Below are 25,498 nucleotides of genomic sequence, written 5' to 3'. Positions count from 1 at the left end.
TGCAGCACCTGGTCGCGGCTCGGCTCACTTGCCGAACTGCTCGATCAACCGCTCGAATTTTTTCTCGTATCCCTGCTGCATCCGCTCCACAGGGATTCCAGCCTCATCCCAGAGCAGGGCCATCATCGCCTGGCCGTAGCAGACATTACAGTCGGCGCCGTGAGCGTCGAAACCTTTCTCCAGCTTCCCCTCTTTGAGAAAGCACCACAACAGGCTCTGATGCCCCATGGCGTCGCAGAAGCAGTAGCATTTGAAGTGGGACAGCAGTTCGGGCTCCTTGACGGCAATCCCGTATCCTGTCTCCACCGCATCGCTGGTATAGACGTAAGAGGGAAAGTCGTACTGCTCCCAGGTTTCGTCCGGATAGCGATTTTCCAATATCTGTCGGGCCTCTTCGGTCAGATCTGCCATGGAGGTGTTGAGCACCCGGGTGAAAGCCTCATCGTTCTGGGCGGCAAAGCTGGTCTGAACGAGGGCGAAAAACAAGACAACGACAAACAGGGAGAACGGGATAAGCATAATTTTTTTCATGGTGTTGACTCCTTTTGGTTTCAGAAGGGGATAACGAACTTCCAGTTTTCGCCGCGCAGATACTGGCCTATAACAATAAAGGCCGCCTGGCTGACCAGGATGGCGGCAAGAATAAGAATCAGCCAGAGACGGTCCCCCGCGAACCAGCGTCCCGGTTCGCTGCCATGGCAGGGGCAGAAAAATCCGCTCTCCAGGGCATTGACCAGACAGCCGAGATGAGTGCACTCGAGGCTGATGGCGGCAAGACGTCCGCCCTTGCGCACCACAGCGATGCGCTCGGCAGGCAGGGGATAGGTGCCGTCGCGGGGAAAATCGGCAAGACGCCCCACTTCACGCCAGTGGCTGGTCGAAAAGAGACCCGCAGCCCGCCAGACATCGAGCAGGATGCCCCCCAGGATGGCAAAGGCGCTGCCGGCCATGGTCCAGAGTGCAAACCGTTGCAGCCATTGCCTGCGATTCATGGCCGCACCTGCCCAAATACGGGTCTGCGATCCGGCTCTTGAGAAAATAGCTCAGGCTTCGCACCTGAGAACTCGAGAGGGGAAAGCGCGGCATGATGGAATTGGGCGGCGAGAGGTCGGGATCTTTGATGGATTCAGCCAGTTTTTCCAGCCCAAAACGCGATCCAATGTCGCTCAGGTCCGGCCCGAACCGCCCGCCGGCTTGTGCACCAGCGATACGGTGGCACAGGCCGCACCCCTTTTCCTGAAAAAGAACGTATCCGCTCCAGGCCTCATCAGCGCCAGGCAACGGCTTAAGAGGATGACAGGCAAAACAGCGCGCCTGCAGTTGCTGACCAGAAAGAATCTTTCTTGCGCCAAAACCGGGCAGCCCGTGTGAGATGCGCTCGTCAAGGGCCATCCCCTCGCCAAGATGACAGCTTGTGCAACCAAGAAGATCGATTCTGTGAGGGGCGATATCCGGGTGCGGGGCACTGGCCCGCACCCCACTTTCCTGCAGAGGTCTTCCGCCCTCGGTGTGACAGGTCACACAGTGTTCGCGCACAGGCTCTCCGTTGAGGTTGACGGTGATATCCGCGATCGGTCCGCCCTGGTGGTCGATTTCGGACCCGCCTTTTATGAGAACAAATGCAACTGCGCCAAGAAGAACGGAGGCCGCCACGAACAGCAGTGGTTCAATCCATTTTGGAGGGTTGGTTGTCCCGTTATCCATAAAAGAAAACTCTTCTCCTGCAAAGCCGATCTACCAGATCAACAAACACAATATATGCCAATTGGCCTGAAAAAGAGTTTAATCGCTCACAACCAGAAATCAAAGCGATTCTGTAAGGTATGGCCAAGAAACATATCTTGGTTCCTTACAGTTTTCATTGAAGGATATTCTGCACCCATTGCGGGATATCCTTCATTTTCGACTCCTGGATTATGTTTTCTTAGGTCGCACACGGCGCGAGGCGGGTTTCTTTCGTGTTCTTGACTTCTTTAACGCCTTTCAACAGCAAGGCGGCATTCAGCACGACCAGCACGGAACTGACATTGTGCATCAGCGCACCGCTGACCGGCCCGAGAATGCCGACGGCGGCAAGGGCAATGGCACCGAAATTCATGCTGAGCGACAGGACGATATTCTGTTTTATTTTTTGCGAAACCGCCGTGGCCAGCGCCGTGATGTAAGGCAGCTTGGAGAGGTCATCCTTGACCAGGATAATGTCGGCGGAATCGGCTGCGATGTCGCTGCCGATTCCTGCCATGGCGATACCGATGCTTGCCGCCTTCAGAGCAGGCGCATCGTTGATGCCGTCCCCCACCATGCAGACCCTCTGGCCTGGTCTCTCATACTCTTCAACCGCCTTCATCTTGCCTTCGGGCAGAAGGTTGGCGCAGTAGTCATCGATGCCGACCTGCCGAGATATCTTCCCTGCGATCGCCTGCGAGTCGCCGGTCAACAGGGAGATCTTTTTCCCGAACCCTGCCAGACGTGCCACAATTTCCCGGGAGTCGGGCCGCAACCTGTCGGCCAGAGCCAGGGCCCCGACCACCTTTTTGTTCATCGCCATCAGCACCACGCTGCGGCCGGCCTCGTTCTGTTGATCGACAAGGTTGATAAAAGAGGAATCCAGAGAGATGCCATGGTCGTTCAGAATGGAGCGATTCCCTATGGTGACTTCTTTGCCCCCGACTACGGCATCGACGCCTTTGCCGGGAAGAACGGTGAACTTTTCCGGCTCAAGCAATTTTATGCTCCGCCCTGGCTGCTCACCTGACTCCTCCTCCTCGGTGGTCTCTTCGACCGCTCTTTCTATCCTTGGGTGGTTTTTCTCTCAACTTTCCACGCTCTCTTATTCCTCGGGTTGTTCCGCTTCCGGTTTGACGCCTTTCCCGTACAGGTTCGCCTTTCATATCTGCTCTGGGTCTCGATCGGGACCTACATCCCCGGCATGATTATCCTGATGCATATCACCACAGTCGGGTTGGCCGCCAACCTGTTCTTCAGTCAGATTTCGTTGACCATGTGTCATGTCTGTAAGTATCTGAATTTTGGGCCGCAGTGGGGTGCTAATAGAAAGTAACAAGAAATAATGGGGGGGAATTTTGGGACACTACGGGGTACAATCGCGGCGCTTTTCGGGGTTTGTGGTTAAAATTGAATAAGTAAAGAATCCACGCCCACAGGACGTGGCTTTGTAGTTCGCCCCCCATAGGGGGGCTGGCCCTGCCCCCAAGGGGGCGGGCTGGAGTTGTGCCGCGGTCCTGTCCTCAATCTCCCAACTGAAGTTGCTCCATTTGCCGCTCTTGCTTGTCCTGATAGCGGACATACTTGCGTATCATGTCCGCATCCATGCCGACGGTATCAACGCAATAGCCCTTGGCCCAAAAGTGGTTGCCCCAATAGGGTTTCTTCCGCAAATGCCGAAACTGCTGAAACAGTTTCATCGACGTCTGCCCTTTTAACCGCCCCAGAAAGTTCGAGATCGACACCTTGGGCGGGATCATCACAACCAGATGGACATGATCGGGCTGAACATTCAACTCCACGACTTCACAACCGGAATAGCCACATATCGCATGAATACCTGATTCAACGGCCTCTTTCACTTTTCCCTGCAAAATCCGAAACCGGTACTTTGGGACCCAAACGATGTGATACTGGCAGTGCCATATCGAGTGTGATAACTTACGAAATCGGCTGCTCACTGTTTTCTCCTTTCTTTTCGATGTTGCGGCACAACTCGAAAGAAAGAATAACAGTGAGCGGCTTTCAGCCATACCCATTCGGGACCGGCGTAGCCAGTCCACATCACCACACCCACAGGGTGTGGGTTTCTACTTCAAACTAAAAAAGAAAAAGCAGAACCAGCTAAGTGTCCGATTCTGCTTTATTCGGTGGTGCCCGGGGCGGGACTCGAACCCGCACTCTAATAATAGAAAGGGATTTTAAGTCCCTTGTGTCTACCAATTCCACCACCCGGGCCCAACAGGGTGTTATTTGAACCAGATTGGTTTTATACTGTCAACAAAAAACCTGACAATGAGGAGAATAGAGCATGGCCGGTGAAATTTTGACATGCCCGAATTGTGGTGCAGCGGTTAAGACTTTTCGCAACCCCTTTCCGACCGTGGACATCATTATCCGCATCGACGACCAGATTGTTCTCATAGAACGTGCCAATGAACCGCGAGGGTGGGCGCTGCCGGGCGGTTTCGTCGATTACGGTGAGAGTCTCGAGACCGCTGCTGAACGCGAGGCGCTGGAGGAAACTGGATTGAAGGTCGAGAATCTCCGACAGTTTCGCGCCTATTCCGACCCGCAGCGCGACCCGCGCCAGCACAACATCTCTTTCGTCTTTATTGCCGATGCGCAGGGCACGCCCTATGGAGGAGACGATGCGGCGAGGGCCAGGCTGTTTTCCCTTGATGACCTGCCCGCACCGTTGTGTTTTGACCATGCGCAGATTCTGGAGGATTACAGAAAAAGATTTTCAAAATGAAGGAGTTTGAGATTTTTTGCTCCTGTTGTAGTCAGCAGAAAAAATCAATCTGAGGCTTATCCGGCAAAAGCCCATGCAAATGGCACAAATCAAAATAAAGCTCGAGCCCTTCGATATGGTCTTTTTCGAGCCTGTAATCCATGATTGTCCAGTATTCGGTTATTTCAGAGACGGTCAAACTTAAGTTGTCGGAGACAGCCATCGCCAGAGGCTTTTTGTCTTTCAGGGATTTTTCAAGGGATCTCTTCAATTTTTCTTTTAAAAGATTCAACTCCCGGCGCTTGTTTTCCACCGCTTCGCGCCGCACGATCCACAGCGCGAAGACAAAAGGCTTGCCTGTGTACTGATACCAGAGTTCACCCAGGTCATAAATCCGACACCCCGGTGGGCAGCGTTTGCTCATCTTCAGGGCGCGGTCGCCAATGAGAAGGGCCGGTTGTCTCTGTTGGATGCATTCTTCGACCGGCTTTTGCGGCACCTGGAAATCGACTTCGCGCAGACCGACGAACTCCTTGAGAAGAATTTTGAGCAGGTTGACGGAGGTGGCCGACTCTCCGGTTAGAGCGACCTGACAGCCCTCGAATTCTTCCAGGGAGCATGGGGAGAACAGCAGAACGCTCTGGACGGGGCCTTTGGAGCTGATGGACAGATCGGGAAGCAGCACATACTTCTGCCAGTGCAGTCCGTATTCAAAGGAGGACGAAGGGCTGAGATCGAGCTTTCCTTCAGCCAGCATGGCATTGAGCTGGGACGGGACGCCCTGCACGATGTTTCCGTCGAAACCGACCTCACGCAGGTAATGAAAGAAAGGAACGCAGTTGAGATAGGCGATGTGCCCGACGTTGAGGGTCATGGTGTCTCCATTCCCAGCAGCGGGCCATCCTCATCCTTGCGAACCTGGGCAATAAAACGCACCCCCGCCTGCTCAAGCAAAAGACCGCTGACCCGCAGATAATCGGTCACAGCATTGTTGTAGTCGGCCAGCGCGGCGCGGATTTCGGTGCGAACCTCTTCCTTGAGTTGGTTGAGCCGCACGCTTTGCTGCCTTCTAAGCAGACGGACCCGCGTCAATTCATTACGGGCCGCGCGATTGGCAACCGGGCAGGACAACTCAACCCCGACCTGCCAGTTGGCCAGATCGTCATCGGCCAGATCACCGACCGTATCGGCGTAGCGTTCATCAAACCCTCGATGAGAATATTCGGCGGCCAGGTCCACACGGGGCAGAACCTGGTTGCGCGCCACCTCCCCCTCGATATCGAGCCGTTCGATGCGCCGCAGCTGCTGCATAATTTCCGGGCTTTGCCGCACAGCAGCGGCAAAGCCCGGCTCTTCACTGAAATAAACAGGTTTTCGTTCCAATTCGGGATCCTCCGGGGCAACTGGCTGGTCATAACGGACCAGAAGCGCAATCTGATCGAGGGCGTCATCATAAGCTCTGCGGGCATCAAACAGATCGCGTTCACCAGAGAAAGGTTGAGAGTTCAACCGCAAAATGATAGCGCGGGCGACAGGGCTTTTTCAAAGTATTTTTCATTCCCAGCTCTTTGCGTATTTTGTTGAAGCGAGATTGCCGGCACGCGCCCATTCATGCTCCCGCAGGCAATCTTCCTTCAGCCGAATGGGAAGGCAATCGACAAATGAATGGATGAGTGCCTTTTCAACCTGTGTGTCGCTGACAGGCTCGCTGCGCAGACGATTGATCCAGTCCACACTTTCTTCCAGAACCCTGCGCCCCTTTTCTCCCGAGTCTGGGTCCTGCTCCGCAGGGGAAAGAACCTCCCACAGCAAATCCAGGTCCATCTCCAGGGGCAGCGAACCATGCTGCAGAAAAGCGCCACCTTGCCTCTTCTGGGCACTTCCGGTCAATTTGCGCCCGCTGCGAACAATTTCGTAGCTTGATGGGGCCGCGAAACAGACATTGGACGCCTCACGCACATATTCGGTCCGTCGACGCCTGGGTTCAAGGGTACATTGGACCTCAAGGCTCCTATAAGCAGCAAGAAGAGCATCAGCAATCAAACGATAATTATCGAGAATCGAGGAAGAGAATGGAGGCGTATCCTCTCGCGCGATCACCGCATAAGTGATTTCCCGTTGATGCAGGACGGCACGTCCGCCGGTCAGGCGCCTGACCACATCGATGCCGTGCCGACGACAGGCCTCGAAACTCACCTGCCCTTCACCCCTTTGAGCATAGCCCAGGCTGACCGCCGCAGGCTGCCAGCGGTAGAGCCTCACAACCGGTGCACTGCGCGCCTGTGCCACCTCATCAAGCAGCACCTCATCAACGGCCATATTCAATGCGCCGCTCATGGGTTCATTGCGAATCAGCCGCCATGATTGCAAAAGCGAACCTCGTCGATAAAAAAAGGCCGGCAGTGCCGGCCCTTAATTGTTCTGCGAATGTTACAGGATCACGCGTTCGAGGAATCCCGTATCGACATCACCCTCGATAAACTCACGACTCTTCATGATCTTCTGATGGAAGGGGATCGTGGTCTTGATCCCGTCGATGATGTACTCATCGAGTGCGCGGGACATGCGGCGAATGGCCTCTTCGCGCGTATCGGCATGAACGATGAGCTTGCCGATCATCGAATCATAATGGGGCAGCACTTTATACTGGTCGTACACGCCGCTGTCCACCCGCACTCCAAGCCCCCCGGGGGGATGATAGCCGTCGATCTTGCCGGGACAGGGGGTGAATTTTTCAGGATCTTCCGCGTTGATGCGGCATTCGATCGCATGCCCCTTGATCTTGATGTCCGACTGCTTGTAGCGCAGAGGCTGACCGGCGGCAATGCGAATCTGTTCCTGAATGATATCGACCCCGGTCACCATCTCGGTCACGGGATGTTCAACCTGTACCCGGGTGTTCATTTCCATGAAGTAGAAGTTTTTGTCCTGATCGAGCAGGAACTCGATGGTGCCGACGCTGGAATAATCCACCGCCTTGGCCGCCGCCACAGCGCAATCGCCCATACGCTTGCGCAAGTCGGCGGTCAGCACCGGGCAGGGCGCTTCCTCGATCAGTTTCTGGTGGCGGCGCTGAATGGAGCAGTCGCGTTCGCCCAGATGAATCACGTTGCCGTGCTTGTCGGCCATGATCTGGATTTCAACATGGCGCGGACGTTCGCAGAATTTCTCGATATAGACGTCCGGATTACCGAAGCCGGATTGCGCTTCAGCGCGAGCCGTGGCAAAAGCATTGGGCAGGGATGCCGGCGAATGAACCACCTTCATGCCGCGTCCGCCACCGCCGGCAGTGGCCTTGATAATGACCGGGTAACCGATCTCGGCGGCGATCTTCTTCGCTTCATCTGCCGACTTCACCCCTTCGGTCGTGCCGGGCAGAATCGGCACGCCCGCTTTGGTCACCGTCTGCCGGGCGCTGATCTTATCCCCCATCAGCCGCATGCTTTGAGGCGACGGACCGATAAAGGTAATTCCGCAATTCCCGCAGATTTCTGCGAATTCGGCGTTTTCAGACAGAAACCCGTAGCCGGGATGAATGGCACTGGAGTCTGTGACTTCGGCCGCGCTGATAATGGCCTTGATATTGAGGTAACTATGCGCACTGGGTGCAGAGCCGATGCAGATGCTCTCATCGGCCAACTTAACATGCAGTGATTCGCTATCGACATCGCTGTGAACGGCCACTGTTTTGATGCCGAGTTCCTTGCAGGCCCGGATCACACGGATGGCGATTTCGCCGCGATTAGCGATCAGTATTTTGTTGAACATTGGAGTCTCCCGTTGACCAGTGATCAATGACACACGGAGGTTAGACCTGACTGCTCACGGCCTACAGTCGCTCCACCCGGAACAGGACATCTCCGAATTCAACCGGCTCGGCGTTCTGCTTGGCGATTTCGATCACCTTGCACTTGAACTCGGCCTCGATCTCATTCATCAGCTTCATCGCTTCAACAATGCAGAGCACCTGCCCTTTCTCAACAATGGATCCGACTTCGACATAAGGATCGGCATCCGGCGCAGGTGCGCGATAAAAGGTCCCGACAATCGGAGAGGTGATCGCTTCGTATGCGTCCTTAGCCGCAGAGGCGGCCTCTTCAGGAACAGGAGCGGCAGCCGAAGCGGGTGCCGCAGGTGCCTGTGGAGCGGGTTGCATATATTGAGGCGCGGCGGGACTTGAAACATGAATCACTTCCTGCTCCTTGCCGCGTTTGATCAGTATTTTCTCTTCCTCGTTCTCCATTTCGAACTCGGTAATGTCGGTATCGGTGATCATCTTGATCAAAGCTTTAAGATCTTTAATTTCCATCCACACGTCCTCCTTGAAAAAAATAGATTCCGCAAAAGCGGTCAGTCGAAAGGCAGAGTCCGAAATTCTTTGGAGATGCGCGTCAGCCGCCGTGAACCGCCTGCCGTCGCCGTCACCATGTCCTCGATTCGGACCCCACCCAGATCCGGCACATAAATACCGGGTTCTACGGTAAAAACCATTCCCTCTTCGACACGGTCGCGCGATCGCGGCGACAGAGTGGGAAATTCGTGCACCTGCAAACCGACCCCGTGGCCAAGACCATGCCCGAAATAGTCGCCGTAACCGCACTCGGCGATATACTCGCGTGCAACGGCGTCAATAACCTTGAGTTCAGCACCGGGCCGAATGGCTTCAATGGCGCGATCATGAGCCTCGAGTACGCAATCGTATATCCGACGCAGCTTCGGGTCGACCTCGCCAAGAGCAAGGGTCACTGTTTCATCCGAGTAGTAACCACCGATACGTGTACCGAAATCGATCGTCACCAGCTCCCCGGACGCCAGCTGTTTGTCGCTCGCAACGCCATGGGGCAACGCCCCTCGAGGGCCGGACGCGACAATGAAATCGAACGCCCGATCCTCGCCTCCACGGCGGCGCAGGGCGATTTCCAGCGCAAAGGCAACATCACGCTCGGTGACACCCGGACGGATTCGGGGCAGAATCTCCTCCAGCGCCTCCTGGTGAAGCCCTGCCGCGTTTTCAAGAAACTCAAGCTCAGATAAAGACTTGATCCCGCGCAGACGGGAAAAGCGCTCATCCAGAGGAACCCATGCCAGGTTGTCAGCGCTCTGGCTGCGTAACTTGTTAAAAATTGCGACGGAAACAGCTTCGCCCTCGAAGCCTACCCGGGGACAGCCAATCTCTGCTATCAGAGAACCGACGCCGTCGGTTTTAACCTTGTACTCGCGGATTTCATCGACCCTGACCTGCTGTTGAGCCTGGGAAACATAGCGCGAATCCGTCAGAAAAAAAACACTCTTCGCAGTCACCACAACCACCGCGTCGCTACCGGTAAAACCGGTGACATAGCGGATGTTGGGCAGACTCCACAACAAAAGAGCGTCAACCCCCTCATCACGCAGTATCTGCCGAAGAGAAAGGATTCTGTTTTCTATCATGAAACGGCCTTGTCCGGCAAAGAATTAACGTACGCCCTGGATCAATGCACGCAGTGCCAGTTCATAACCCAGTGCTCCGAGTCCCACGATCTGACCCGCAGCGACCGGAGCAATGAAAGAATGATGGCGAAAGGTTTCGCGGGCATGGATATTCGAAAGGTGGACCTCGATCGTCGGCAGGCTGACGCCAGAGATGCAGTCACGCAAAGAGACGCTTGTGTGCGTCAGGCCGCCGGGGTTGAGAATCAGCCCCTCTGTTCCATCATCCCGTGCAGCCTGAATGCGATCAATCAAGGCCCCTTCGTGATTGGATTGAAACCAGCGCACTTCAGCCCCCAGGTCAAGGCCGGTTTTCTGGAGACTCTCCATCACATCATCGAGAGTTTTCGTCCCGTAGATTTCAGGCTCCCGAGTGCCGAGGAGATTGAGATTAGGCCCATTGACGACAAGAATTTTCATTGGATTCCATCTCTTTTCAAGCCAGGGCGGCCTGGATTTCAGGTGCGTCGCGCAGCAGCAGGTAGCGCCCCTTGCCGGCATTGCCTTCACGTTTGAGGGTCAACCCGATAAAATATTCATCCCCCAGGGTGCGAATCAGAACCTGGTAGGATTTAGAGACGATGGAAACTTCCCGCAGCTCTCCGGTCTTCAGAATTTCCGCGGCATTTCTGATCTCCTTGAGAACGTTGGCGTATTCCACAGCCACCATTCCCAGATCAACCCTCTCCACCGGCAGATAATACTGATCGACGGCGATACCGTCATAACCCATCAGAACGGCCCCGACCGCTCCGGGACACTGCTCGACGAACCGGCGCAGCATATCAGTGAACATGCGATCTCCTTTGGCCAATAGCGGTAAGCCAGCTCTCAAATACGTTCAGGAGTTTCTCCTCCCGGGAAAGTTCCGGAGGCGCCGGCTCAGAAGGTTCCGTCGGGCTGGTCGGAGCCGGTCCGGCGATCTGCAGTTCCAACTCCTTGAGCCGCTGCGCCAACCGCTCGTTGCCAGGCTCGGCCTCCAACAGTTCACGATAGACATGAACCGCCTTATTCAGATATCCCTGCTTGACATAGATTTCGGCCAGGGTTGCGGTGGTAATGGTGCGGCGCCCCGTTTCAGCGCCCCCCTTGCCCCCAGCCACATTTTTTTCATGCTCCTCGGGAGCCATCTTCGAAAGCAGGGCGCGGGCTTCCGGGTGGTCAGGCTCGAGGCTCAGCAACATTCGTGCTGCCCGAATCGCCTCATCCTTCTTCTCCAGGCGAAGGCCCAGCCGGGCTTTCAGCCAAAGCCCCCGGGTATTCTTCGGATCGATCTCGAGCAAGCGCCCCACGGCGTTCCAGGCTCCCTGTACATCCCCTTCTTCAGAAAGCAGCCGGGCTTCAAGAAATGCCAGTCCAGGGCTTTGCGGGACGCGGGTCAATCCGGCGCGGGTCAGTTCCAACGCTTCCTTCCGACACTCCACCTCGACCAGCTTTTCTGCCAGGCTCTCAAAAGTAGATGCATCATCCGGGTTATCTGCCAGGGACACCAGCTTGCGAGCCAGTTCCTGGAACCAGCTTTCCTCCATGCTGCGTGTGCTCATTGATCCACCTCGTTCCTGAGGGAGTCGAGAACCGGAGCGATTGTCCGTTCAGGGTCGGCGACATCCTCAATCAGACAGTCACCGATACCACGATTGAAAATCATGCGGAGCCTGCCGTCCTGAACCTTCTTGTCGCGGGAAAGCGCAGCCAGATAATCGGACGCGGCAAAATCAGGCAGGCGCACAGGCAGACCCAGAGCGCTCAGGAGCCGCCTGATTCGCTCCACATCCGCGGAGCTGCAATGCCCCAACCGGGATGAGACCGTCGCCGCCGCGACCATGCCGATGGCCACGGCTTCGCCGTGCCGCACCTTTCCATAGCCGCTGAGCAGTTCGACGGCGTGCCCCAGGGTATGTCCGTAGTTGAGAATCGCCCTGAGACCGCCTTCTTTCTCGTCAATTTCTACAATATCCGCTTTTATTTGGCAAGAAATGCGAACGGCATGGATCAGGCAGGCAGGATCGCGTTCACCAATACGCTGCGCGTTGTCTTCGAGCCATTCGAAAAAGTCTCCGTCGCGAATCACGCCATACTTGACGATCTCCGCACAACCGGCCCTGAACTCGCGCTCCGGCAGAGTTGCCAGCGTGTCGACGTCGATGTGAACATGACGCGGCTGGTAAAAGGCGCCGACCAGGTTTTTACCGAGACGGTGGTTGATGGCGGTTTTCCCGCCCACGGAACTGTCGACCTGAGCCAGAAGCGTGGTCGGCACCTGCACAAAAGGGATACCACGCAGGTAGGTGGCGGCGGCAAAGCCGGCCAGATCGCCGATCACGCCGCCCCCCAGGGCGATCAGGCCGGTTCCTCGATCAAAGCCGCGCGTAATCAGTTCGTCGAAAATAAAATTGAGCGATTCGAGATTTTTATGCTCTTCCCCATCCGGCAGGACAATCAACTCCGCGGCGAAGCTGCTTTGGCGCAATGCCGACAGGACCTGCTCACCATAAAGCGGGGCGACGGTTTCGTTGGTCACCACCGCAATCCGCCGGGGAAAAGAAACCCGCTTCAAAGCTTCGCCCAGCCTCGGAAGGACACCGCTTCCGATCCAGATCGGATAGGACCGCTCCCCCAATCCAACTTCGATCAATTTTACTCCGTTATCATTCGACATCGAATCAACCCATCACATCAATTCAGGAATAACTTCGTTTCGTTCAGCCGGGAAACAATCCCCTCCGCCAGATCCTGCGGCGATTGCCCGCTGCAGTCGATCACCAGGTCGGCCATCCGATAAAGGGGGAGGCGCTGCTCAAACAGGGAGGTTAATCGCTGCATGGCATCCTCTCCCTCGGCAAGCGGCCGCCCCTGCCCTTCTTCGATGCGCTCAAGCAACTGCTTCCAGGGCACATCGAGAAAAACCACAATACCAGTATTGCGCATCAGGTGCCTGTTTTTTTCACGACCGATCACGCCACCGCCTGTCGCAACCACGGTATGGGCATTTGTCGACACCTCGGACAACACTTGCGACTCCATGTCTCTAAAAAACCTTTCGCCCTGCTCGGCGAAAATCTCCGAAATCCTTTTCTCCGAGCGCTGCTCGATGACCTGATCAAGATCCATAAAACACCAACCCAGCTTCTCGGCAAGAACCTTCCCGACGGTGGTCTTGCCGGCCCCCATAAATCCGATCAAAAAAAGATTTTCCCTTCTGGTTGAAGACATTTGTATCCTGATCTCTGAATACAGAAACAGGACAGGGGAGGACCTGTCCTGTTTCTGTATTGTCATTTTATCGCGTATGCGAAAAGATGCCGGTCGGCCCTATTCAAGAATACGCGGGGTGATGAAGATCAGCAATTCCGAGCGACGCTTTTCGACATTGGTCGATTTGAAAAAACGTCCTAAAAACGGCACATTCATCAACCAAGGGACACCGGATTCGGTTTCGCTGTCGTCTTCAACAAAGATCCCGCCCAATACCGTGGTGTCCCCGTCGTAAACCAGCACCTTGGTCTTGGCCTCTTTTTTGTTGATCCCAGGCAAATCGGCATTTGTAAAGGTCTGCCCTGGAGTACTGTTGCTGGCCTCGATCTCCATAATGATGCTGTTATCAGGATTAATGACGGGGATTACTTTAAGTTCGAGGGTGGCATCAACAAACTCTGTCTTGGGCCCATCAGCACCTGAAGTCTGGTAAGGGATCGTCGTCCCCTGGGTAATCACCGCTTCCTGACCATTGAGGGTTGATACTCGCGGGCGGGAGATAATCTTGCCGTGCCCCGAGGATTCAAGGGCGCTGAGGCGTAAATCGATAACCGTATTATCGATCAGAATTTCACCGAATCGTACGCCAAGACCTGCGGTTGTTGAAGGATCACCCGCCGTCGGGAGATTCACAAGGAAATTACCGCCGATCCCGGCATTAAAAGATTCACGGTTGATTCCAGGGTCGAGGTTACTTGCACTGCTGATTCCCCAGTTGACTCCAAGATCACGGGTAAAATCGGAACTGGCCTCAACAATCCGCGCCTCAATCATCACTTGGCGTTCGGGAGTATCAAGGATCTCAACGAGACCTTCAATCTCTTCCATAACCGAAGGGGTATCTTTTACGATAATCTGCTTGTTGCGTGGATCCTGGGTCAATCGGCCCCGCTCACTCATGACATCGCGCAAGGGGGCAGCTACATTCGCAAGGTCAGTGTAGCTGACACTGAAAACCCGGGTCACCAGCGGTTCAAGTTCGCTCTTGTTGCGTGCGGCGGTGAGCACCGCCTCTTCCATCTCGCGGATCTTGCTCTTCGGCAGGATCCTCACTACATTGCCTTCACGAATCATCCCGAGCTGCTTGATATCGAGAATCACATCGAGGGCCTGGTCCCACGGAACGTCGATGAGCCGGATACTGACGTTGCCGCTGACCTCTTCAGAGGCGATGATGTTGAGATCGCTAACCTCGGCGATAAGCTGCAGCAGATTGCGTACATCAGCGTTGTCAAACACCAGGGAGATCCGGTCGCCGCTGTAAGACGGCGCAGAAACCTGTGATTCTTCCCCGAAAAGAGCCTGGGTTGCGAGGCTTTTAGGGGCCGTCTTCTCCCCGCTGTCAATTGCAGGGACAGGCGCATGGGCGGCCACAACTCTGGTGGACGATTGCGCCCCCTTCAATTCAATTTGAGCTGCCGCCTCGCCCGTCTTCGCAAATTCACCGTTCTCAACTTCGAAAATAAGTTGATCCCCACGCTGTTTGAGGCGATAGGGCACATCCCCTTTGAGACGGGCGGCAAATCGCACATCCTGTACCGTTCCGCGATTGACGGTATAGGGCGTGATCATTTCAAGTGCGCTGGGGAACGCAGATGTGTCGATCACGCGGCGCAGAGACCGCTTGATGGTAGCGTGATCAAGGCCGAACAGGACGACATTGCCGCGCTTGATGGGATTGCTGACCTGGGCGGGGGCGGAGAGATCTACGGTCAGGACGGAAAGATCTCCTTCGATGGCAAAAGAGATATCTTCTACCTGTACCGGCGCTTGTGTCATACGTTCGGTCACCGGAGCGGGTTTGGCGTTAACCTCAACCTCCGCGACCTGACGCGCGGAAACCGGTTTTGGCTCTGCTTTCGGAGCGTCATTTTCGCCCACCTCCGGTTCGGATGACACCACAGGTTCAGACTTGGGCTCAGGCTCCTCTGTCGGAGCAGCAACAGGCTCAGGCCTGCTTTGCGCCGCCTGCGGCTCCCGGGTGGATTCCACCATTTCGATTTCCGGCTCCGGAGAAGGCTGCTCCGCCATGGGCACCCTTTCATCGGGAGTCCAGGTCACCATGAGCCCCTCATCTGCAGGGGAAACTTCGTAGGAAGGCAGGTCACTGCCTCCTGCGTCAAATACAAAGCGGGTCTTGTCGTCATAGGTGCCGACACGGACACGGTCGAAACCTCTGGCCCCCGGCAGCTCGCGTTCACGGAAAGAAGGCTTGACGCCAAAAATGTCGAGCACCAGGCGAGGCGGGGTGCTGAGGTTGAAATAACGATACTTGTCGATGGGACCGTTGGTCAAAATAGCGGCGCGCCCATCGCGGATTTCAACGGCAGTCACCTGAACAGCATCTGCCAAGGCAGGAGCGGGGGCAGGAGCACGTAGGGAAACGGAATCCTGCCTGGCGACCGGCTCAGTTTTGTCGGTCTTTTCGGTTTTTTCAACCTGTTGCGGTGCCGCCGGGGCTTCAACCGGTGCCGAAGGCTCGGCAAAAGTCATCACAAAATCGTTGCCGTCGATTTTGACGCGATAATCGGTCTTGCGGTCCACCAGAACTTCGATTCGCCCCAGCTTCCCAAGAGTCAGATCAAACGAGACCGCCCGGATCTCCTGGATCGGACCGACATCTACAGGGAGGGGCGATTCGATATCGGAGACATCCATACGCGGAAAATCGATGACGACCCGGGCGGGGTCAGTCGTATCATAAACCGTATAGCGGTAGCCGACCGGGTTCTCGGTGCGAATATTGACCTTGGGATTCTTTTCGTCAGCATCCACCGTCACTGAAACGATCCGGTTGACGTCACTGTTTTCAGCCGGTTGCTCCTCGGCTCGCGCCACATTCAGCGGGAACGAAAAGCCGCAGAAAACCGCACAGACAACAATCAGATAACCGAAACGTGCCAATCTGCTCGCAGCGCAACGCATTGTATTAGACTCCCTCCCGCTCCGGAAGTTGAATGGTTTGGATGCCGGTGCGAACCTCTCCGGTAAAATCATAAAAAGATTCCTTGATCTCGATCCGGTCATTCAAAATTTTAACCACCACACCGTTGTTCTTGCCTATTTTGGTTCCAATCTTGACGATATAGGATTTGCCGTCCGGGGCCGACACCATAGCCCGGGGTTCCTTCATCCCGACGATCGTGCCGACCAGCCTCAGCTGATCGAGGTCAAATTTCTGCAATGGAGTCTGCGGCTCGTCGGGAACCACAGGTTTGCGGATTTCAAGAAGGCTCTGGAACGGGTCGCGCTTGCCGGCCGGATCATAAACATAATCCGTTGCCGATGATGCGGAGCCGCTGACACTCGCTGACGGCGAATCCTCAGCAGAAGCGTCAAGTGCGGCAACGCACAGTCCCAGCATCAGAATCGCCGCAAGAGACAACAATCGAAAATACCTCGCGGCCATAATCAACGTCCTTTATTTTCCGGAGGGTTTTCCACAAATCTGAACGTGGTCGCCCGACAGTTGACATTGAGCAATGATTTCCCCTCTTTGCGCGCATTTTCCATCTGCACGTTGCTGATGTTGACAATACGAGGCAACCGGCCGACCTGATAGAAGAACATCGCGACATCGTGATAGGTTCCGAGCAGGCGCATATCGACGGGCACCTCGGCATAAAACCCTTTATTGATTTCAGGGATCGGCTTGAACAGAAGAATCTCAAGCCCCTGCTCTTTGGCGAGGTTTGATATATTGGTCAGCAGTGAGGGAATCTCTTTTTCATTGGGCAGCTCGACCAGCGCTTCTTCCAACTGGGCCTGCAATGCCTCGTACTCCGCACGGTACTTGGGAAGATCCCGCGCGATGCGACGATCCTTGAGAAGCTGGACTTCGCGTTGTTCGATATCCTGCTGCAACCGAGCCGACTCCTCGAGCTGCGGCGCATAGAAAAGGAAGTAGAACCCTGCGCCGATCAACGCCAGCAATACCACCAGCAGCAACAAGCGCTGGTAGAGTGGGAGCCTGAAAATTTTTTCAATGCGGGCATTCATGAATTCACGCCTTCGCCATGGGTTGAAGGGGATTTCGACTGTGGGTGCGCCCTACCGGGCGCCTCGCTACGGGGAAGATGTTCCGGCCGTAACATCCGTAGCCGCGGACACGCTGAATTTCTGCAGCTTCATCCCGTCCTGGTTCACCTGCTCCGTCACCTGCAGCTCAACGCCACGATAAAAGGGCGAGCTTTCCAGGTTCTGCATAAATCGCGCAACGGCATTTTCGTTGATGCCGACTCCGTTGATCGCCACAGATCCGCCGGACTCCTTGAACGATGTGAGCCACAGCCTCTGCGGCAGAACGACACTCAGTTCATCGAGCAAACGGACCGGGCCGCTCTGCCCTGCTTTCAACTGGTCGAGCACGTCCAGCTTGGCGGTCAGCTCTTTTTTGAGTTTTTCGTAGTTTCTGACTTCGCCGATCTGCTTGCGCAACTGCTGAATTTCCTGATCGATGCGCGCCAGTTCATCCTTCTGTTCAGCGATCTTCATCGACTGAGTGAAATAAACGGCGCCACAGGCCACCAGCATCGCCACGATCGAGAGAATGACCACCGAAACCTGGGTCCGCAGCGCCTCTTTTTTCTGAGCCGCCCTGACCGGCAAAAGGTTGATGCGTATCATTTATCCCCCACTCTTCTCATAGCAAGACCGGCAGCAACAGACATCAGGGGGCCAACCGCCTTGACGTAGTCGGAATCGAAATCCTTCTCATCGACCGCAACAGCGGCAAAAGGGTCAATCACCTCGATGGGAATGCCCAGCCGGTCTTCCAGGGCAGCCAGAATGCGCTCCGACTTGGAGACGCCGCCCGTGAGATAAACTTTCTGAACCTTCTCATCTGCCGATGTCGCGGAAAAGAAATCAAGAGAACGCTGTACTTCCTGGGCAAGGTTTTCAGAGGCGTCGGAAAGAACGGCCTCCACCTCGTCAGGGTCGACATCCTCGACCTTTCCGCCGAGCTTGAGACTTTCGGCGTCATCACCGCTGAGCCCCAACCGCTTCTGCAGCTCCTCGTTGATCATGTTGCCGCCCACCTGGATATCGCGGGTAAACACCGACTCGCCCTTTTTGAGGATATTGACATTCATCCCCCCGGCACCGATGTTGATCAGTCCGACGATATCCTCCGGCGCACCGCCGTAGTTGATCTCGAACATATTCTCCACGGCGAAGCAGTCGACATCCATGACGACGGGCTTCATGCCGCTTTCCGTGAAGACCGCGACATGATCATCGACAAAGTCTTTCTTCGCCGCCACCAGCATCACGTTCATCTGGGAAGGGTCCTGATCGTCGTTGCCGAGAATCTGGAAATCGATATTGACGTCGTTGATATCGAAAGGAATGTATTGCTCAGCCTCCCATTGAATGGAAGCCTCGAGCTCTTCGTCTGTCATGATGGGGAGAGTGATCTTGCGAATGATGACCGAATGGCCGGAGATGGATGTGGCGACATTTTTCGTCTTGAGTTTAAGGCTTTCCACCAGATTGCGCAGCGCAAGCATAACCGCGGTGGAATCCATGATCGCATTGTCAACGATCGCTTCGGGCGGCAGCGGCACGATACCCATATTCTGCAGCTGATACCCGCCCTTGACCTCGCGCAGCTGCACCAGCTTAACGGCGCTGGAACCTATATCGATGCCGACAATATCTTTTTTGCTTTTGAAGAGCATGGGTCCGATTCCTGATCACCCTGAAAGGTTGAATGTCATCGCATCATCAAGACGCGCCCGCCTTGTCTTTCTAGCAACCCGCATACCAACAGGCCATTTTAATAACAAAAAAATCACCCTTTCTTGGAATTCAGAATCAGACTATGCCCGCCTGTGGCGATTTTTTCAATGAATTTACTCAAAAAAACGAAAAATTAGAAGAAGTATAGGTTAAATACTGCAAATGTCAAGGATTTATAAGGGTTTACACAAAAACGAGGTCTTCCTCTCCGTGCCCTTCCCTCCCCTCTCCGTCTTTCCGTTAAAAGGTCACCCAACCGGAAAAGCCAGGTCCACATACCAGCGTACCAGCGCCCGCCCCCAGATCAGATAGAACATCGCCCCGAACGCCAGAAACGGCCCGAAGGGCAGCGCCAGCCTGGAGTCGGCCCTGCGCCACAGCATCAGCGGAACGCCCACCGCCGTTCCCACCATGGAACTGATGAAGATGACCGGAAAAATCGCCTGCCAGCCGAGAAACGCCCCCAGCATCGCCAGCAGCTTGATATCTCCGCCGCCCATCCCCTCTTTCTTGGTCAGGAATTCGTAGGTCAGGGCAATCAGCAACAAACTCCCGCCGCCGGCGACAATGCCCATCAGCGAGTCGAACCAGGTAATCCAGGGAATAAAAAAGGTGCTGAGAAAGCCGACCACGATCCCCGGCAGGCTGATGACGTCGGGAATGATCTGGTGATCGAGGTCGATGAAGGTGACAGTGACAAGAATCGCCGCCATAATCCAGTAAATCGGCGTAGCCGGTTGAAAACCGAACGTCAGAAAAATGCCGGCAAAAAGGAGAGCCGTCAGCAATTCAACGAAAGGATAGCGCCAGGAGATGGGCTCTTTGCAGTTGGCACACTTGCCCCCCAATAGCAGCCAGCTCAAAACAGGGATATTCTGATACCACCGTATCGGCGTTTCACAGCGCGGGCAGCGCGAACGGGGCGAAACGATGGACTGCCCGGCGGGAATGCGATAGATGCAGACGTTGAGAAACGAACCCACCACAGCGCCCAGGATAAAGACGAACGCGGTGGAGGACAGTATAAACGGGGTCATGTGGGGCATTGGGGGGTATCCTTCACATCATGCTCAGATATTGAGCTGAGCAGATTGCATAGAAAGAGCTAAGATTTAGAATTAAGATGCAATGGAATCAGCCTGTTGGACTGAATTTAGAGGGGCTGGGGAGGGATGTCAAGCGCGGGGAGGCGGATCGGAACAGTTATTCCTTCTCGATCGGCACGAAGCGGCTGGTGCTGAAGACGCGTCCGGACTCGAGGATGATCCACTGGCCTCCATAGGGGTCGGGGGGGAGCTGGTCGAGATAGCCGATCTGCACCAACTCGTCGAGGGATCGGGCGGCACGCCCCTGCTCTTCACGAAAGGTCGCCAGCTTCTCTTCCAGCATCACCGCCCGCTCCAGCGCGGTCAGCCGCATCTCGAGCCGCGCCCGCATGCGCGGGTCGTTGGATTCGGCCAGCAATTCACGCAGGAACAGCAGGCCGGTTTTGGACTGGCCGCCGTAGTAGCTCAGGCGCCCGGCCAGGGTCGGCAGATAACCGGGGCTGCCCTCCATGCGAGCGGCGCGCATGATGTATTCGCCGCCTTTAGCGTAATCTTCGAGGAAATAGAAATGGTTGAAGCCGACATAAAACGGCATCCGCCAATCGCTGGTGCGGTGCTCCATCCCTTTTTCCAGCAGCCGATTGGCCGCCTCGACCCGCCCCGCATCCCAGGTCAGAAGCCCCTGTCCCAGAACGTAGGGGTCGAGAAAATAGGGGTCGAGATCGGTCACCGTATCAAGGCTAGCCGCAAGATAATCCCAGTCTTCATCACTCATTTGCTGCTGATCAACTGCACGTGTGCCAAAAAAAGACATCGTGCGCAAAAATTGATAATCACTCAACAGCCCCTGGTAGCCAAAAGCCAGAATTCTGCTGAAAGCCGACGGCACTACATAGCCTGCCTGTATGCTGCGCCGCTCTTCGGCCTGCTGTTTCCAGGAACCTTTTTGTGCAGCAAAATATATAGGCAGGATGAACGTTAGAAACAACAAAGCAAAAACAGTTCCGCGCCAACGCATCAATTAAACTCCCGCCGATTGAAAAGCATGGCAGCCAAAGTCAAAAGTACCACAACATAGGTCAAGCCATAGGCGCAGCTGACTCCCAGTCGTGCCCACTCCAGCCCCAATCCATGCGCTGCTTCTAATTTAAAATCAAAAGCGGCAAAATTTGGCACTAGCCAACTCACCACCTCCAGCAGCCGCAAAAGGTTTTCTGAGATCTCGAGTTCCTGGGCGGACTGAGACTTCAGATAAAACAAAACCTCTTCTAGCGAGATACCTACCAGGTAACTGGCCATGGAAAAAATTAGCGTGACAAAAGAAGAACTTGTAATTGCGCTGAAAAAAACAACGATGGCGCAAAGCAGAACCAACTGCATCGCAATGAAGAAAACAGCCCAGAAGAAAATGGCCCAAGTAAAACCCCCGAAATAATCCGGATACAATCCACGCACGACCGCCACGGTGCAAATGGAAAAGACAAGCAGAATCCCCAGGGCTGCCAGCACCAGAAGTACAAGGCCGACGAACTTGCCCCAGATGTACTCCCCGCGCGAAAAAGGCCGGGAAAGCACAAGATGAATGGTTTTTTTGTCAATATCCTTCGCCATCAGATTGATGCCGATAAAAAATACAATCAGAAGTCCGGCGAACGAGAGTGCCGCAAGGTTCATGTCCACTGTCACCTTGCCTAAATCTCGCATAAAGAACCCGGCGACAGCGATATTCAAACCAAGAGTAAACAGTAAAAAGAGCAATATACCATACAGCGACCGGTCACGCAGGCCCTCACGACAGGTCACCACAGCCAAAGCAAATACGCGCCGCATCATTGCCCCCCTCCCCCGGACACAATTTCTACAAAGGCCTGTTCCAAATCAGACTCCCCCTTGCGAAAGACCGCCATTTCTAAATCGGTAAAACTGCGCACTAACCGCCCCTTATCCAGAATGGCAATACGATCACACAATCGTTCTACATCGCTCAGGATGTGCGAACAGAAAAAAATGGTCTTGCCTTGTTCTTTCAACCCGAGGATAAGTTCGCATACCATCCGCCGGCCCAGCGGATCCAACCCACTCATCGGCTCGTCAAGGATGATCAGGGAGGGATCATGTAAAAGTGCAAAACATAAGCCCGCGCGCTGCCTCATTCCCTTTGAGAAAGTTCGTAATGGTTTGTCTAGCGCATACCCAATACCGATTTTCTGCGGCAGAGTTCTGATCCTTTCGACTGACTGGTATCGTCTCAGCCCACTTGTCGTCCCGGCGAACAGAAGCAATTCGCGTAAGGTGAGGTGATCGTACAAATATGGATTTTCAGGAAGGTAGCCTACATCACGCAAAAAAGATCGGGGTCCAGTCGCCGCGCCGTTGACCCTGATCTCACCATGGTCCGGCCGAATTAAATTGAGCAACATACGAATTGTTGTGCTTTTCCCGGCACCGTTGGGCCCAACAAGCCCAAAAACTTCACCCCGTGCGATGGAAACAGTTAAGCCTGTGACCGCTTGAACAGGTTTTTTAAACAAGCCGGATTTATAGGTTTTATGTACGCGCAAAAAATCAATGTGCGGCATAGGTTCTTTCCTAGGATCAAAAAATGCTACACCAAGTTTAAGTAAAGCCAACTAAATTCGATACCACAAAGAATTTCAAAAAACCCCCTGTCTGTGAAGACAGGGGGTTTTTTGAAATAATCTATCTAGGATTCGTGAAAATAAACTTTACCTTGCCAGCATTCAATTAGTTATTCCCCGTTGGTATCAGTTTCAGGTGGGAATTCCGTAAATACAGAGGTATCTAGGGCAACCTCGCTTTTAGGTTCTGTTGGCCCGGACCCTTTGTCTTTCGCACCTTCAAAGATGGCATTAAATCTACTGGTAGTGCCATATTGTTTTGTGCCCTGCAAATGTCCAGAAGTAGCGGCGTAATCTGCTGTAGTAGAGTTTATCTCCAGGACCACATTGGTGGAAACCCGGAACAGCTCACCTGTCTTATCGCCAAGATATGCGGACTGTTTATCACCATCCCCCCCAATAGTATGTGTTACTGCAAAAACACTACCCGGGAGAAGCAGCCCTAGCGTAATTATGGAAAACAATGTTTTTTTCATACTAATAACCTCCAGCACTTTGTAGTTTGAATTCTTTTAGTTGGCCCCATCAACAAAAGCGGCAGGGTATTCTTGATTTTCAGCATAATACGCTTCCATCGATGTCTTGAAATTGCGCAAATCGCTTTGCGAAGCGGAGTGAAACGCCCTTTCACGATAACTGGCAAACTGGGGGATGGCGATGGCGGCCAGGATGCCGATGATCGCGACGACGATCAGCAGCTCGATGAGAGTGAAACCTTTCTGGTTTCTGTTGAGTCTGAATTTCTTCAACATGTGGTTGAACTCCTTTCTGGGTTGAAAATCCGTCCTGCTGTTAAATGCTGCGTCCAATAAAGCCCGAGGCGTCCGGAGCACCTCGATCCTTGCTTGCGATACTGGTTTACCTATCAGCAATGGGTGTGCCAAGGCGTAAGGAGAGGTTCATAAATAATATTTTTTTGTGGTGTTTCGGGGAGATAGGGGTTTTAGAGAGGATAAGGCGGGGAAACGGTGGTGTCGGCAGACGGTGACGGGAAACATTTTGCGACAACCTGAGGTGACGCAATTTGTCACCGACCGTGATGCAGGGGCGCAGCATGCTGCGCCCTTACGGTACTGCCGGTTCGAATATCGGATCGTAGGGGCGCACCGACGTGCGCCCTGGTTCAACACGGTATCCCGGTGGATCAACGTGCCATGTCGGCAGGGCACCGCATGGCACGGTTGACGGGAATGGGGTGCATAACGGGAAAAGGGCGCACGCGGTGCGCCCCTACGTCACCGTCTTGGCTAATACCGGATTGTAGGGGCGACCCGGTGGGTCGCCCTGGTTCAACACGGTACACCGGTGGATCAACAGGCCATGTCGGCAGGGCACCGCATGGCACGGTTGACGGAAATGGGGTACATGACGGAACCAGGGCACGGCACCGCCGTGCCCTGATCCAACATGCCACCCAGGTAAATCAATGCGGCACGACAGCCATCGGGTAACGGGAACAGGGCGCAGCACGCTGCGCCCCTACAATTGATGCATTTGTCAATGGCAAGAGAGATTGTCCATTCTGATATTTTCCGTTTATGCACAAATGTGCTATGGTGTTTATGTGCATACAAAAAGGAGTTCTGCCATGTCCCGACTAACGATCACCCTCGATGACGACCTGCACCGCGCCCTCAAGGAGACGGCTGCGCGCCAGGGGCGCTCAATCAATTCCATTATCGAAGAGAGCCTGATTTTCCGGGGAATCCGTGATCGCGCTTCGGCGGCCAAACTGGTTGAGAAAGCACGGCAGAAGGCGCAGATGAGAGAGCAGGACGCGATGGATCTGGCGATCGCGGAGACCCGCAAAGTCCGGCGACCCCAATGATCTCGGTCGTGATTGACACCAATGTCGTTGTGGCCGGACTGCTTACCGCCGGCAATCAATCACCCCCGGCTCGAATCCTGGATAGTATGCTCAGCGGGCGTTTCATTTATCTTCTGTCGCCCGATCTCCTCGCTGAATACCGCCTGGTTCTTCTGCGCCCTGCCATAATCTCACGACATGGTCTTTCGATTGAGGAGGTTGACGATCTTCTGGAAGACCTGGCTGCCGGCGCCGTCTGGCGCGAACCCGACAAGGAGGCCAAAGCGCCCGACCCCGGCGACAACCACTTGTGGGCACTCCTCGCCTGCCATCCAAATGCCACGCTGGTGACCGGGGATCGACTGCTTCTTGAAAACCCTCCGCCGGGGACAAAAATCCTGACTCCCCGGGAGTTTCTGGAAAAGACCTTTTCTGCATCGTAAGGGCGCAGCATGCTGCGCCCTCCTTCAGCCCGGCCCCAGCGCAACCTAACGATAAACCTCATCATGACTGCCGATATCAAGCAGGACAATTTCCTCTTCCAAAACGAGCAATGTCAGTGTTATCCGGTAGCTATAGTTGAGCCGCACGGCATGTAGACCGGAAAGCTTGCCTGTTAGGGGATGCAGATCAAGGCGGGGATTGAAAGGGTCAGTTTGAAGGTCTTGAACAACCTGGGCAAATTTTGGCTTGAGATCGGGATGCTTTTTGAAAAATTTTCGCGCCTGCCGCAGAAACTGCTTCGGGGTCACAATGGTGTACACCCTAATCCTCCTCGGTATCCAGCGCTTGCAGCAGATCATCCGTGTTGGCGAACTTGCGGACGCGCCCGTCTTTCACATCTTCCAGCGAGGCACGCACGCGTGACAGATAGGCTTCCTGCGCCTCCGCGACCAACTCCTGATAGCGTTCTTCCGTCAGGACAACATACTGCGGCTTGTTATTCCGGATGACATGCACGTCACCCTTTTCCAGCAGTTCATCGACAGCGGCAAACCCTCGCCGTTTGACTTCCTGAGCAGGGACGGTATTCATACCGAGACTCCTTTGTGGACCTTGCGGATTTTAAAATAAGGTACCA

Annotated in this window: 32 protein-coding genes and 1 tRNA gene; 3 read left to right on the top strand and 30 right to left on the bottom strand. The window is 54.7% G+C overall.

The features are described 5' to 3' along the window. Positions 1-24: 24 nt before the first annotated feature. The 6 genes from GSUB_RS05165 to GSUB_RS05135 all read right to left on the bottom strand — a co-directional run bounded on the left by GSUB_RS05165 (position 25) and on the right by GSUB_RS05135 (position 3,963). A complete protein-coding gene (locus GSUB_RS05165) occupies positions 25-531 on the bottom strand; it encodes a PCYCGC motif-containing (lipo)protein (protein ID WP_040199549.1) in 507 nt (168 codons plus the stop codon). A 20-nt stretch (positions 532-551) separates the two neighbouring features. Continuing rightward, on the bottom strand, positions 552-860 hold the full coding sequence (locus GSUB_RS05160; protein ID WP_052464581.1) for a QcrA and Rieske domain-containing protein: 309 nt from the start codon (positions 858-860) through the stop codon (positions 552-554). Between the two features lies 1 nt (position 861). Further along, positions 862-1,704, bottom strand: coding sequence for a c-type cytochrome (locus GSUB_RS05155; RefSeq protein ID WP_040199547.1), 843 nt, complete (start codon positions 1,702-1,704; stop codon positions 862-864). A gap of 220 nt (positions 1,705-1,924) precedes the next feature. Next, positions 1,925-2,794 (bottom strand): HAD-IC family P-type ATPase, encoded by an 870-nt coding sequence (locus tag GSUB_RS05150; protein WP_084211766.1) that lies wholly within the window; start codon positions 2,792-2,794, stop codon positions 1,925-1,927. Between the two features lie 454 nt (positions 2,795-3,248). Next, positions 3,249-3,686 carry an IS200/IS605 family transposase gene (gene tnpA, locus GSUB_RS05140; RefSeq protein WP_040198735.1) on the bottom strand — a complete coding sequence of 146 codons (438 nt, stop codon included), beginning with the start codon at positions 3,684-3,686 and terminating at the stop codon, positions 3,249-3,251. 190 nt (positions 3,687-3,876) lie between these two features. Continuing rightward, positions 3,877-3,963 (bottom strand) — tRNA-Leu (locus GSUB_RS05135). Between the two features lie 73 nt (positions 3,964-4,036). Between GSUB_RS05135 and GSUB_RS05130 the strand changes: the two genes are divergently transcribed. Then, entirely contained in the window at positions 4,037-4,480 is a 444-nt protein-coding gene (locus GSUB_RS05130; RefSeq protein ID WP_040199546.1) for an NUDIX domain-containing protein, read from the top strand. Positions 4,481-4,511: 31 nt separating this feature from the next. On the opposite strand, the gene GSUB_RS05125 is transcribed toward GSUB_RS05130, so the two are convergent. From GSUB_RS05125 to GSUB_RS19870, 22 genes are all read right to left on the bottom strand, one after another. Beyond that, positions 4,512-5,333, bottom strand: a complete 822-nt coding sequence (locus GSUB_RS05125) for a menaquinone biosynthetic enzyme MqnA/MqnD family protein (RefSeq protein ID WP_040199545.1) — start codon at positions 5,331-5,333, stop codon at positions 4,512-4,514. Next, entirely contained in the window at positions 5,330-5,842 is a 513-nt protein-coding gene (locus GSUB_RS05120; protein ID WP_158414044.1) for a TolC family protein, read from the bottom strand. The genes GSUB_RS05125 and GSUB_RS05120 overlap by 4 nt, the downstream gene beginning before the upstream one ends. A 171-nt stretch (positions 5,843-6,013) precedes the next feature. Then, positions 6,014-6,829, bottom strand: a complete 816-nt coding sequence (locus GSUB_RS05115; protein ID WP_040199542.1) for a lipoate--protein ligase family protein — start codon at positions 6,827-6,829, stop codon at positions 6,014-6,016. A 60-nt stretch (positions 6,830-6,889) separates the two neighbouring features. Beyond that, a complete protein-coding gene (gene accC / locus GSUB_RS05110; RefSeq protein ID WP_040199541.1) occupies positions 6,890-8,227 on the bottom strand; it encodes an acetyl-CoA carboxylase biotin carboxylase subunit in 1,338 nt (445 codons plus the stop codon). Positions 8,228-8,288: 61 nt separating this feature from the next. After that, positions 8,289-8,768 (bottom strand): acetyl-CoA carboxylase biotin carboxyl carrier protein, encoded by a 480-nt coding sequence (accB, locus tag GSUB_RS05105; RefSeq protein ID WP_040199540.1) that lies wholly within the window; start codon positions 8,766-8,768, stop codon positions 8,289-8,291. Positions 8,769-8,809: 41 nt separating this feature from the next. Next, positions 8,810-9,889 (bottom strand): M24 family metallopeptidase, encoded by a 1,080-nt coding sequence (locus tag GSUB_RS05100; RefSeq protein ID WP_040199539.1) that lies wholly within the window; start codon positions 9,887-9,889, stop codon positions 8,810-8,812. 24 nt (positions 9,890-9,913) lie between these two features. After that, positions 9,914-10,348: a type II 3-dehydroquinate dehydratase gene (gene aroQ / locus GSUB_RS05095; RefSeq protein WP_040199537.1), complete on the bottom strand. Its 435-nt coding sequence runs from the start codon at positions 10,346-10,348 to the stop codon at positions 9,914-9,916. A gap of 16 nt (positions 10,349-10,364) precedes the next feature. Next, the gene (locus GSUB_RS05090) at positions 10,365-10,724 is read right to left on the bottom strand and encodes a roadblock/LC7 domain-containing protein (RefSeq protein WP_040199536.1); all 360 of its coding nucleotides are present in this window, start codon (positions 10,722-10,724) and stop codon (positions 10,365-10,367) included. Further along, on the bottom strand, positions 10,714-11,472 hold the full coding sequence (locus GSUB_RS05085; protein WP_040199534.1) for a tetratricopeptide repeat protein: 759 nt from the start codon (positions 11,470-11,472) through the stop codon (positions 10,714-10,716). The genes GSUB_RS05090 and GSUB_RS05085 overlap by 11 nt, the downstream gene beginning before the upstream one ends. Then, positions 11,469-12,587, bottom strand: a complete 1,119-nt coding sequence (gene aroB, locus GSUB_RS05080) for a 3-dehydroquinate synthase (RefSeq protein ID WP_040199533.1) — start codon at positions 12,585-12,587, stop codon at positions 11,469-11,471. The genes GSUB_RS05085 and aroB overlap by 4 nt, the downstream gene beginning before the upstream one ends. 17 nt (positions 12,588-12,604) lie before the next feature. Continuing rightward, positions 12,605-13,111 carry a shikimate kinase gene (locus GSUB_RS05075; RefSeq protein WP_158414043.1) on the bottom strand — a complete coding sequence of 169 codons (507 nt, stop codon included), beginning with the start codon at positions 13,109-13,111 and terminating at the stop codon, positions 12,605-12,607. Positions 13,112-13,240: 129 nt separating this feature from the next. Continuing rightward, the gene (pilQ, locus tag GSUB_RS05070) at positions 13,241-16,108 is read right to left on the bottom strand and encodes a type IV pilus secretin PilQ (RefSeq protein WP_040199530.1); all 2,868 of its coding nucleotides are present in this window, start codon (positions 16,106-16,108) and stop codon (positions 13,241-13,243) included. A gap of 4 nt (positions 16,109-16,112) precedes the next feature. Further along, positions 16,113-16,592, bottom strand: coding sequence for a pilus assembly protein PilP (locus GSUB_RS05065; protein WP_052464573.1), 480 nt, complete (start codon positions 16,590-16,592; stop codon positions 16,113-16,115). Between the two features lie 2 nt (positions 16,593-16,594). Then, complete coding sequence (locus GSUB_RS05060; protein WP_040199529.1) at positions 16,595-17,182, bottom strand: type IV pilus inner membrane component PilO; 588 nt, start codon at positions 17,180-17,182, stop codon at positions 16,595-16,597. 66 nt (positions 17,183-17,248) lie between these two features. Next, entirely contained in the window at positions 17,249-17,809 is a 561-nt protein-coding gene (locus GSUB_RS05055; RefSeq protein ID WP_040199527.1) for a PilN domain-containing protein, read from the bottom strand. Next, positions 17,806-18,864, bottom strand: a complete 1,059-nt coding sequence (gene pilM, locus GSUB_RS05050) for a type IV pilus biogenesis protein PilM (RefSeq protein WP_040199526.1) — start codon at positions 18,862-18,864, stop codon at positions 17,806-17,808. The genes GSUB_RS05055 and pilM overlap by 4 nt, the downstream gene beginning before the upstream one ends. 309 nt (positions 18,865-19,173) lie before the next feature. Continuing rightward, entirely contained in the window at positions 19,174-19,962 is a 789-nt protein-coding gene (locus tag GSUB_RS05045) for a prepilin peptidase (protein ID WP_040202124.1), read from the bottom strand. A gap of 166 nt (positions 19,963-20,128) precedes the next feature. After that, entirely contained in the window at positions 20,129-20,989 is an 861-nt protein-coding gene (locus GSUB_RS05040; protein ID WP_040199525.1) for a hypothetical protein, read from the bottom strand. After that, positions 20,989-21,804 (bottom strand): ABC transporter permease, encoded by an 816-nt coding sequence (locus GSUB_RS05035; protein WP_052464571.1) that lies wholly within the window; start codon positions 21,802-21,804, stop codon positions 20,989-20,991. The genes GSUB_RS05040 and GSUB_RS05035 overlap by 1 nt, the downstream gene beginning before the upstream one ends. Next, positions 21,801-22,550 (bottom strand): ABC transporter ATP-binding protein, encoded by a 750-nt coding sequence (locus tag GSUB_RS05030; RefSeq protein WP_040199524.1) that lies wholly within the window; start codon positions 22,548-22,550, stop codon positions 21,801-21,803. Before GSUB_RS05030 ends, GSUB_RS05035 begins: the two co-directional genes overlap by 4 nt. A 170-nt stretch (positions 22,551-22,720) precedes the next feature. After that, positions 22,721-23,086, bottom strand: a complete 366-nt coding sequence (locus GSUB_RS05025; protein ID WP_040199522.1) for a hypothetical protein — start codon at positions 23,084-23,086, stop codon at positions 22,721-22,723. Between the two features lie 36 nt (positions 23,087-23,122). Continuing rightward, on the bottom strand, positions 23,123-23,362 hold the full coding sequence (locus tag GSUB_RS19870) for a type IV pilin protein (RefSeq protein WP_040199521.1): 240 nt from the start codon (positions 23,360-23,362) through the stop codon (positions 23,123-23,125). 836 nt (positions 23,363-24,198) lie between these two features. Here GSUB_RS19870 and GSUB_RS05015 point away from each other — a divergent pair. Together GSUB_RS05015 and GSUB_RS05010 are read left to right on the top strand one after the other, a co-directional pair. Then, positions 24,199-24,438, top strand: a complete 240-nt coding sequence (locus GSUB_RS05015; RefSeq protein ID WP_040199520.1) for a ribbon-helix-helix protein, CopG family — start codon at positions 24,199-24,201, stop codon at positions 24,436-24,438. Then, positions 24,435-24,860 (top strand): putative toxin-antitoxin system toxin component, PIN family, encoded by a 426-nt coding sequence (locus GSUB_RS05010; protein ID WP_040199517.1) that lies wholly within the window; start codon positions 24,435-24,437, stop codon positions 24,858-24,860. The genes GSUB_RS05015 and GSUB_RS05010 overlap by 4 nt, the downstream gene beginning before the upstream one ends. 45 nt (positions 24,861-24,905) lie before the next feature. Here the strand turns inward: GSUB_RS05010 and GSUB_RS05005 are convergent, their stop codons facing one another. Together GSUB_RS05005 and GSUB_RS05000 are read right to left on the bottom strand one after the other, a co-directional pair. Next, positions 24,906-25,220: a type II toxin-antitoxin system RelE/ParE family toxin gene (locus tag GSUB_RS05005; protein WP_052464569.1), complete on the bottom strand. Its 315-nt coding sequence runs from the start codon at positions 25,218-25,220 to the stop codon at positions 24,906-24,908. Continuing rightward, the gene (locus GSUB_RS05000) at positions 25,183-25,452 is read right to left on the bottom strand and encodes a type II toxin-antitoxin system Phd/YefM family antitoxin (RefSeq protein ID WP_040199514.1); all 270 of its coding nucleotides are present in this window, start codon (positions 25,450-25,452) and stop codon (positions 25,183-25,185) included. The genes GSUB_RS05005 and GSUB_RS05000 overlap by 38 nt, the downstream gene beginning before the upstream one ends. Between the last annotated feature and the right edge of the window lie 46 nt (positions 25,453-25,498).

This window comes from Geoalkalibacter subterraneus (assembly GCF_000827125.1).
Taxonomy (GTDB): domain Bacteria; phylum Desulfobacterota; class Desulfuromonadia; order Desulfuromonadales; family Geoalkalibacteraceae; genus Geoalkalibacter_A; species Geoalkalibacter_A subterraneus.
This window is presented reverse-complemented; position numbering and strand designations above follow the sequence as displayed.

Excerpts from the sequence above, each read along its gene's own strand:
- GSUB_RS05165 (WP_040199549.1), bottom strand. The coding sequence starts at position 531 with ATGAAAAAAATTATGCTTATCCCGTTCTCCCTGTTTGTCGTTGTCTTG.
- GSUB_RS05155 (WP_040199547.1), bottom strand. The coding sequence starts at position 1,704 with ATGGATAACGGGACAACCAACCCTCCAAAATGGATTGAACCACTGCTG.
- GSUB_RS05130 (WP_040199546.1), top strand. The coding sequence starts at position 4,037 with ATGGCCGGTGAAATTTTGACATGCCCGAATTGTGGTGCAGCGGTTAAG.
- GSUB_RS05125 (WP_040199545.1), bottom strand. The coding sequence starts at position 5,333 with ATGACCCTCAACGTCGGGCACATCGCCTATCTCAACTGCGTTCCTTTC.
- accC (WP_040199541.1), bottom strand. The coding sequence starts at position 8,227 with ATGTTCAACAAAATACTGATCGCTAATCGCGGCGAAATCGCCATCCGT.
- accB (WP_040199540.1), bottom strand. The coding sequence starts at position 8,768 with ATGGAAATTAAAGATCTTAAAGCTTTGATCAAGATGATCACCGATACC.
- GSUB_RS05100 (WP_040199539.1), bottom strand. The coding sequence starts at position 9,889 with ATGATAGAAAACAGAATCCTTTCTCTTCGGCAGATACTGCGTGATGAG.
- aroQ (WP_040199537.1), bottom strand. The coding sequence starts at position 10,348 with ATGAAAATTCTTGTCGTCAATGGGCCTAATCTCAATCTCCTCGGCACT.
- GSUB_RS05090 (WP_040199536.1), bottom strand. The coding sequence starts at position 10,724 with ATGTTCACTGATATGCTGCGCCGGTTCGTCGAGCAGTGTCCCGGAGCG.
- GSUB_RS05085 (WP_040199534.1), bottom strand. The coding sequence starts at position 11,472 with ATGAGCACACGCAGCATGGAGGAAAGCTGGTTCCAGGAACTGGCTCGC.
- aroB (WP_040199533.1), bottom strand. The coding sequence starts at position 12,587 with ATGTCGAATGATAACGGAGTAAAATTGATCGAAGTTGGATTGGGGGAG.
- pilQ (WP_040199530.1), bottom strand. The coding sequence starts at position 16,108 with ATGCGTTGCGCTGCGAGCAGATTGGCACGTTTCGGTTATCTGATTGTT.
- GSUB_RS05065 (WP_052464573.1), bottom strand. The coding sequence starts at position 16,592 with ATGGCCGCGAGGTATTTTCGATTGTTGTCTCTTGCGGCGATTCTGATG.
- GSUB_RS05060 (WP_040199529.1), bottom strand. The coding sequence starts at position 17,182 with ATGAATGCCCGCATTGAAAAAATTTTCAGGCTCCCACTCTACCAGCGC.
- GSUB_RS05055 (WP_040199527.1), bottom strand. The coding sequence starts at position 17,809 with ATGATACGCATCAACCTTTTGCCGGTCAGGGCGGCTCAGAAAAAAGAG.
- pilM (WP_040199526.1), bottom strand. The coding sequence starts at position 18,864 with ATGCTCTTCAAAAGCAAAAAAGATATTGTCGGCATCGATATAGGTTCC.
- GSUB_RS05045 (WP_040202124.1), bottom strand. The coding sequence starts at position 19,962 with ATGACCCCGTTTATACTGTCCTCCACCGCGTTCGTCTTTATCCTGGGC.
- GSUB_RS05040 (WP_040199525.1), bottom strand. The coding sequence starts at position 20,989 with ATGCGTTGGCGCGGAACTGTTTTTGCTTTGTTGTTTCTAACGTTCATC.
- GSUB_RS05035 (WP_052464571.1), bottom strand. The coding sequence starts at position 21,804 with ATGATGCGGCGCGTATTTGCTTTGGCTGTGGTGACCTGTCGTGAGGGC.
- GSUB_RS05030 (WP_040199524.1), bottom strand. The coding sequence starts at position 22,550 with ATGCCGCACATTGATTTTTTGCGCGTACATAAAACCTATAAATCCGGC.
- GSUB_RS05025 (WP_040199522.1), bottom strand. The coding sequence starts at position 23,086 with ATGAAAAAAACATTGTTTTCCATAATTACGCTAGGGCTGCTTCTCCCG.
- GSUB_RS19870 (WP_040199521.1), bottom strand. The coding sequence starts at position 23,362 with ATGTTGAAGAAATTCAGACTCAACAGAAACCAGAAAGGTTTCACTCTC.
- GSUB_RS05015 (WP_040199520.1), top strand. The coding sequence starts at position 24,199 with ATGTCCCGACTAACGATCACCCTCGATGACGACCTGCACCGCGCCCTC.
- GSUB_RS05010 (WP_040199517.1), top strand. The coding sequence starts at position 24,435 with ATGATCTCGGTCGTGATTGACACCAATGTCGTTGTGGCCGGACTGCTT.
- GSUB_RS05005 (WP_052464569.1), bottom strand. The coding sequence starts at position 25,220 with ATGATCTGCTGCAAGCGCTGGATACCGAGGAGGATTAGGGTGTACACC.
- GSUB_RS05000 (WP_040199514.1), bottom strand. The coding sequence starts at position 25,452 with ATGAATACCGTCCCTGCTCAGGAAGTCAAACGGCGAGGGTTTGCCGCT.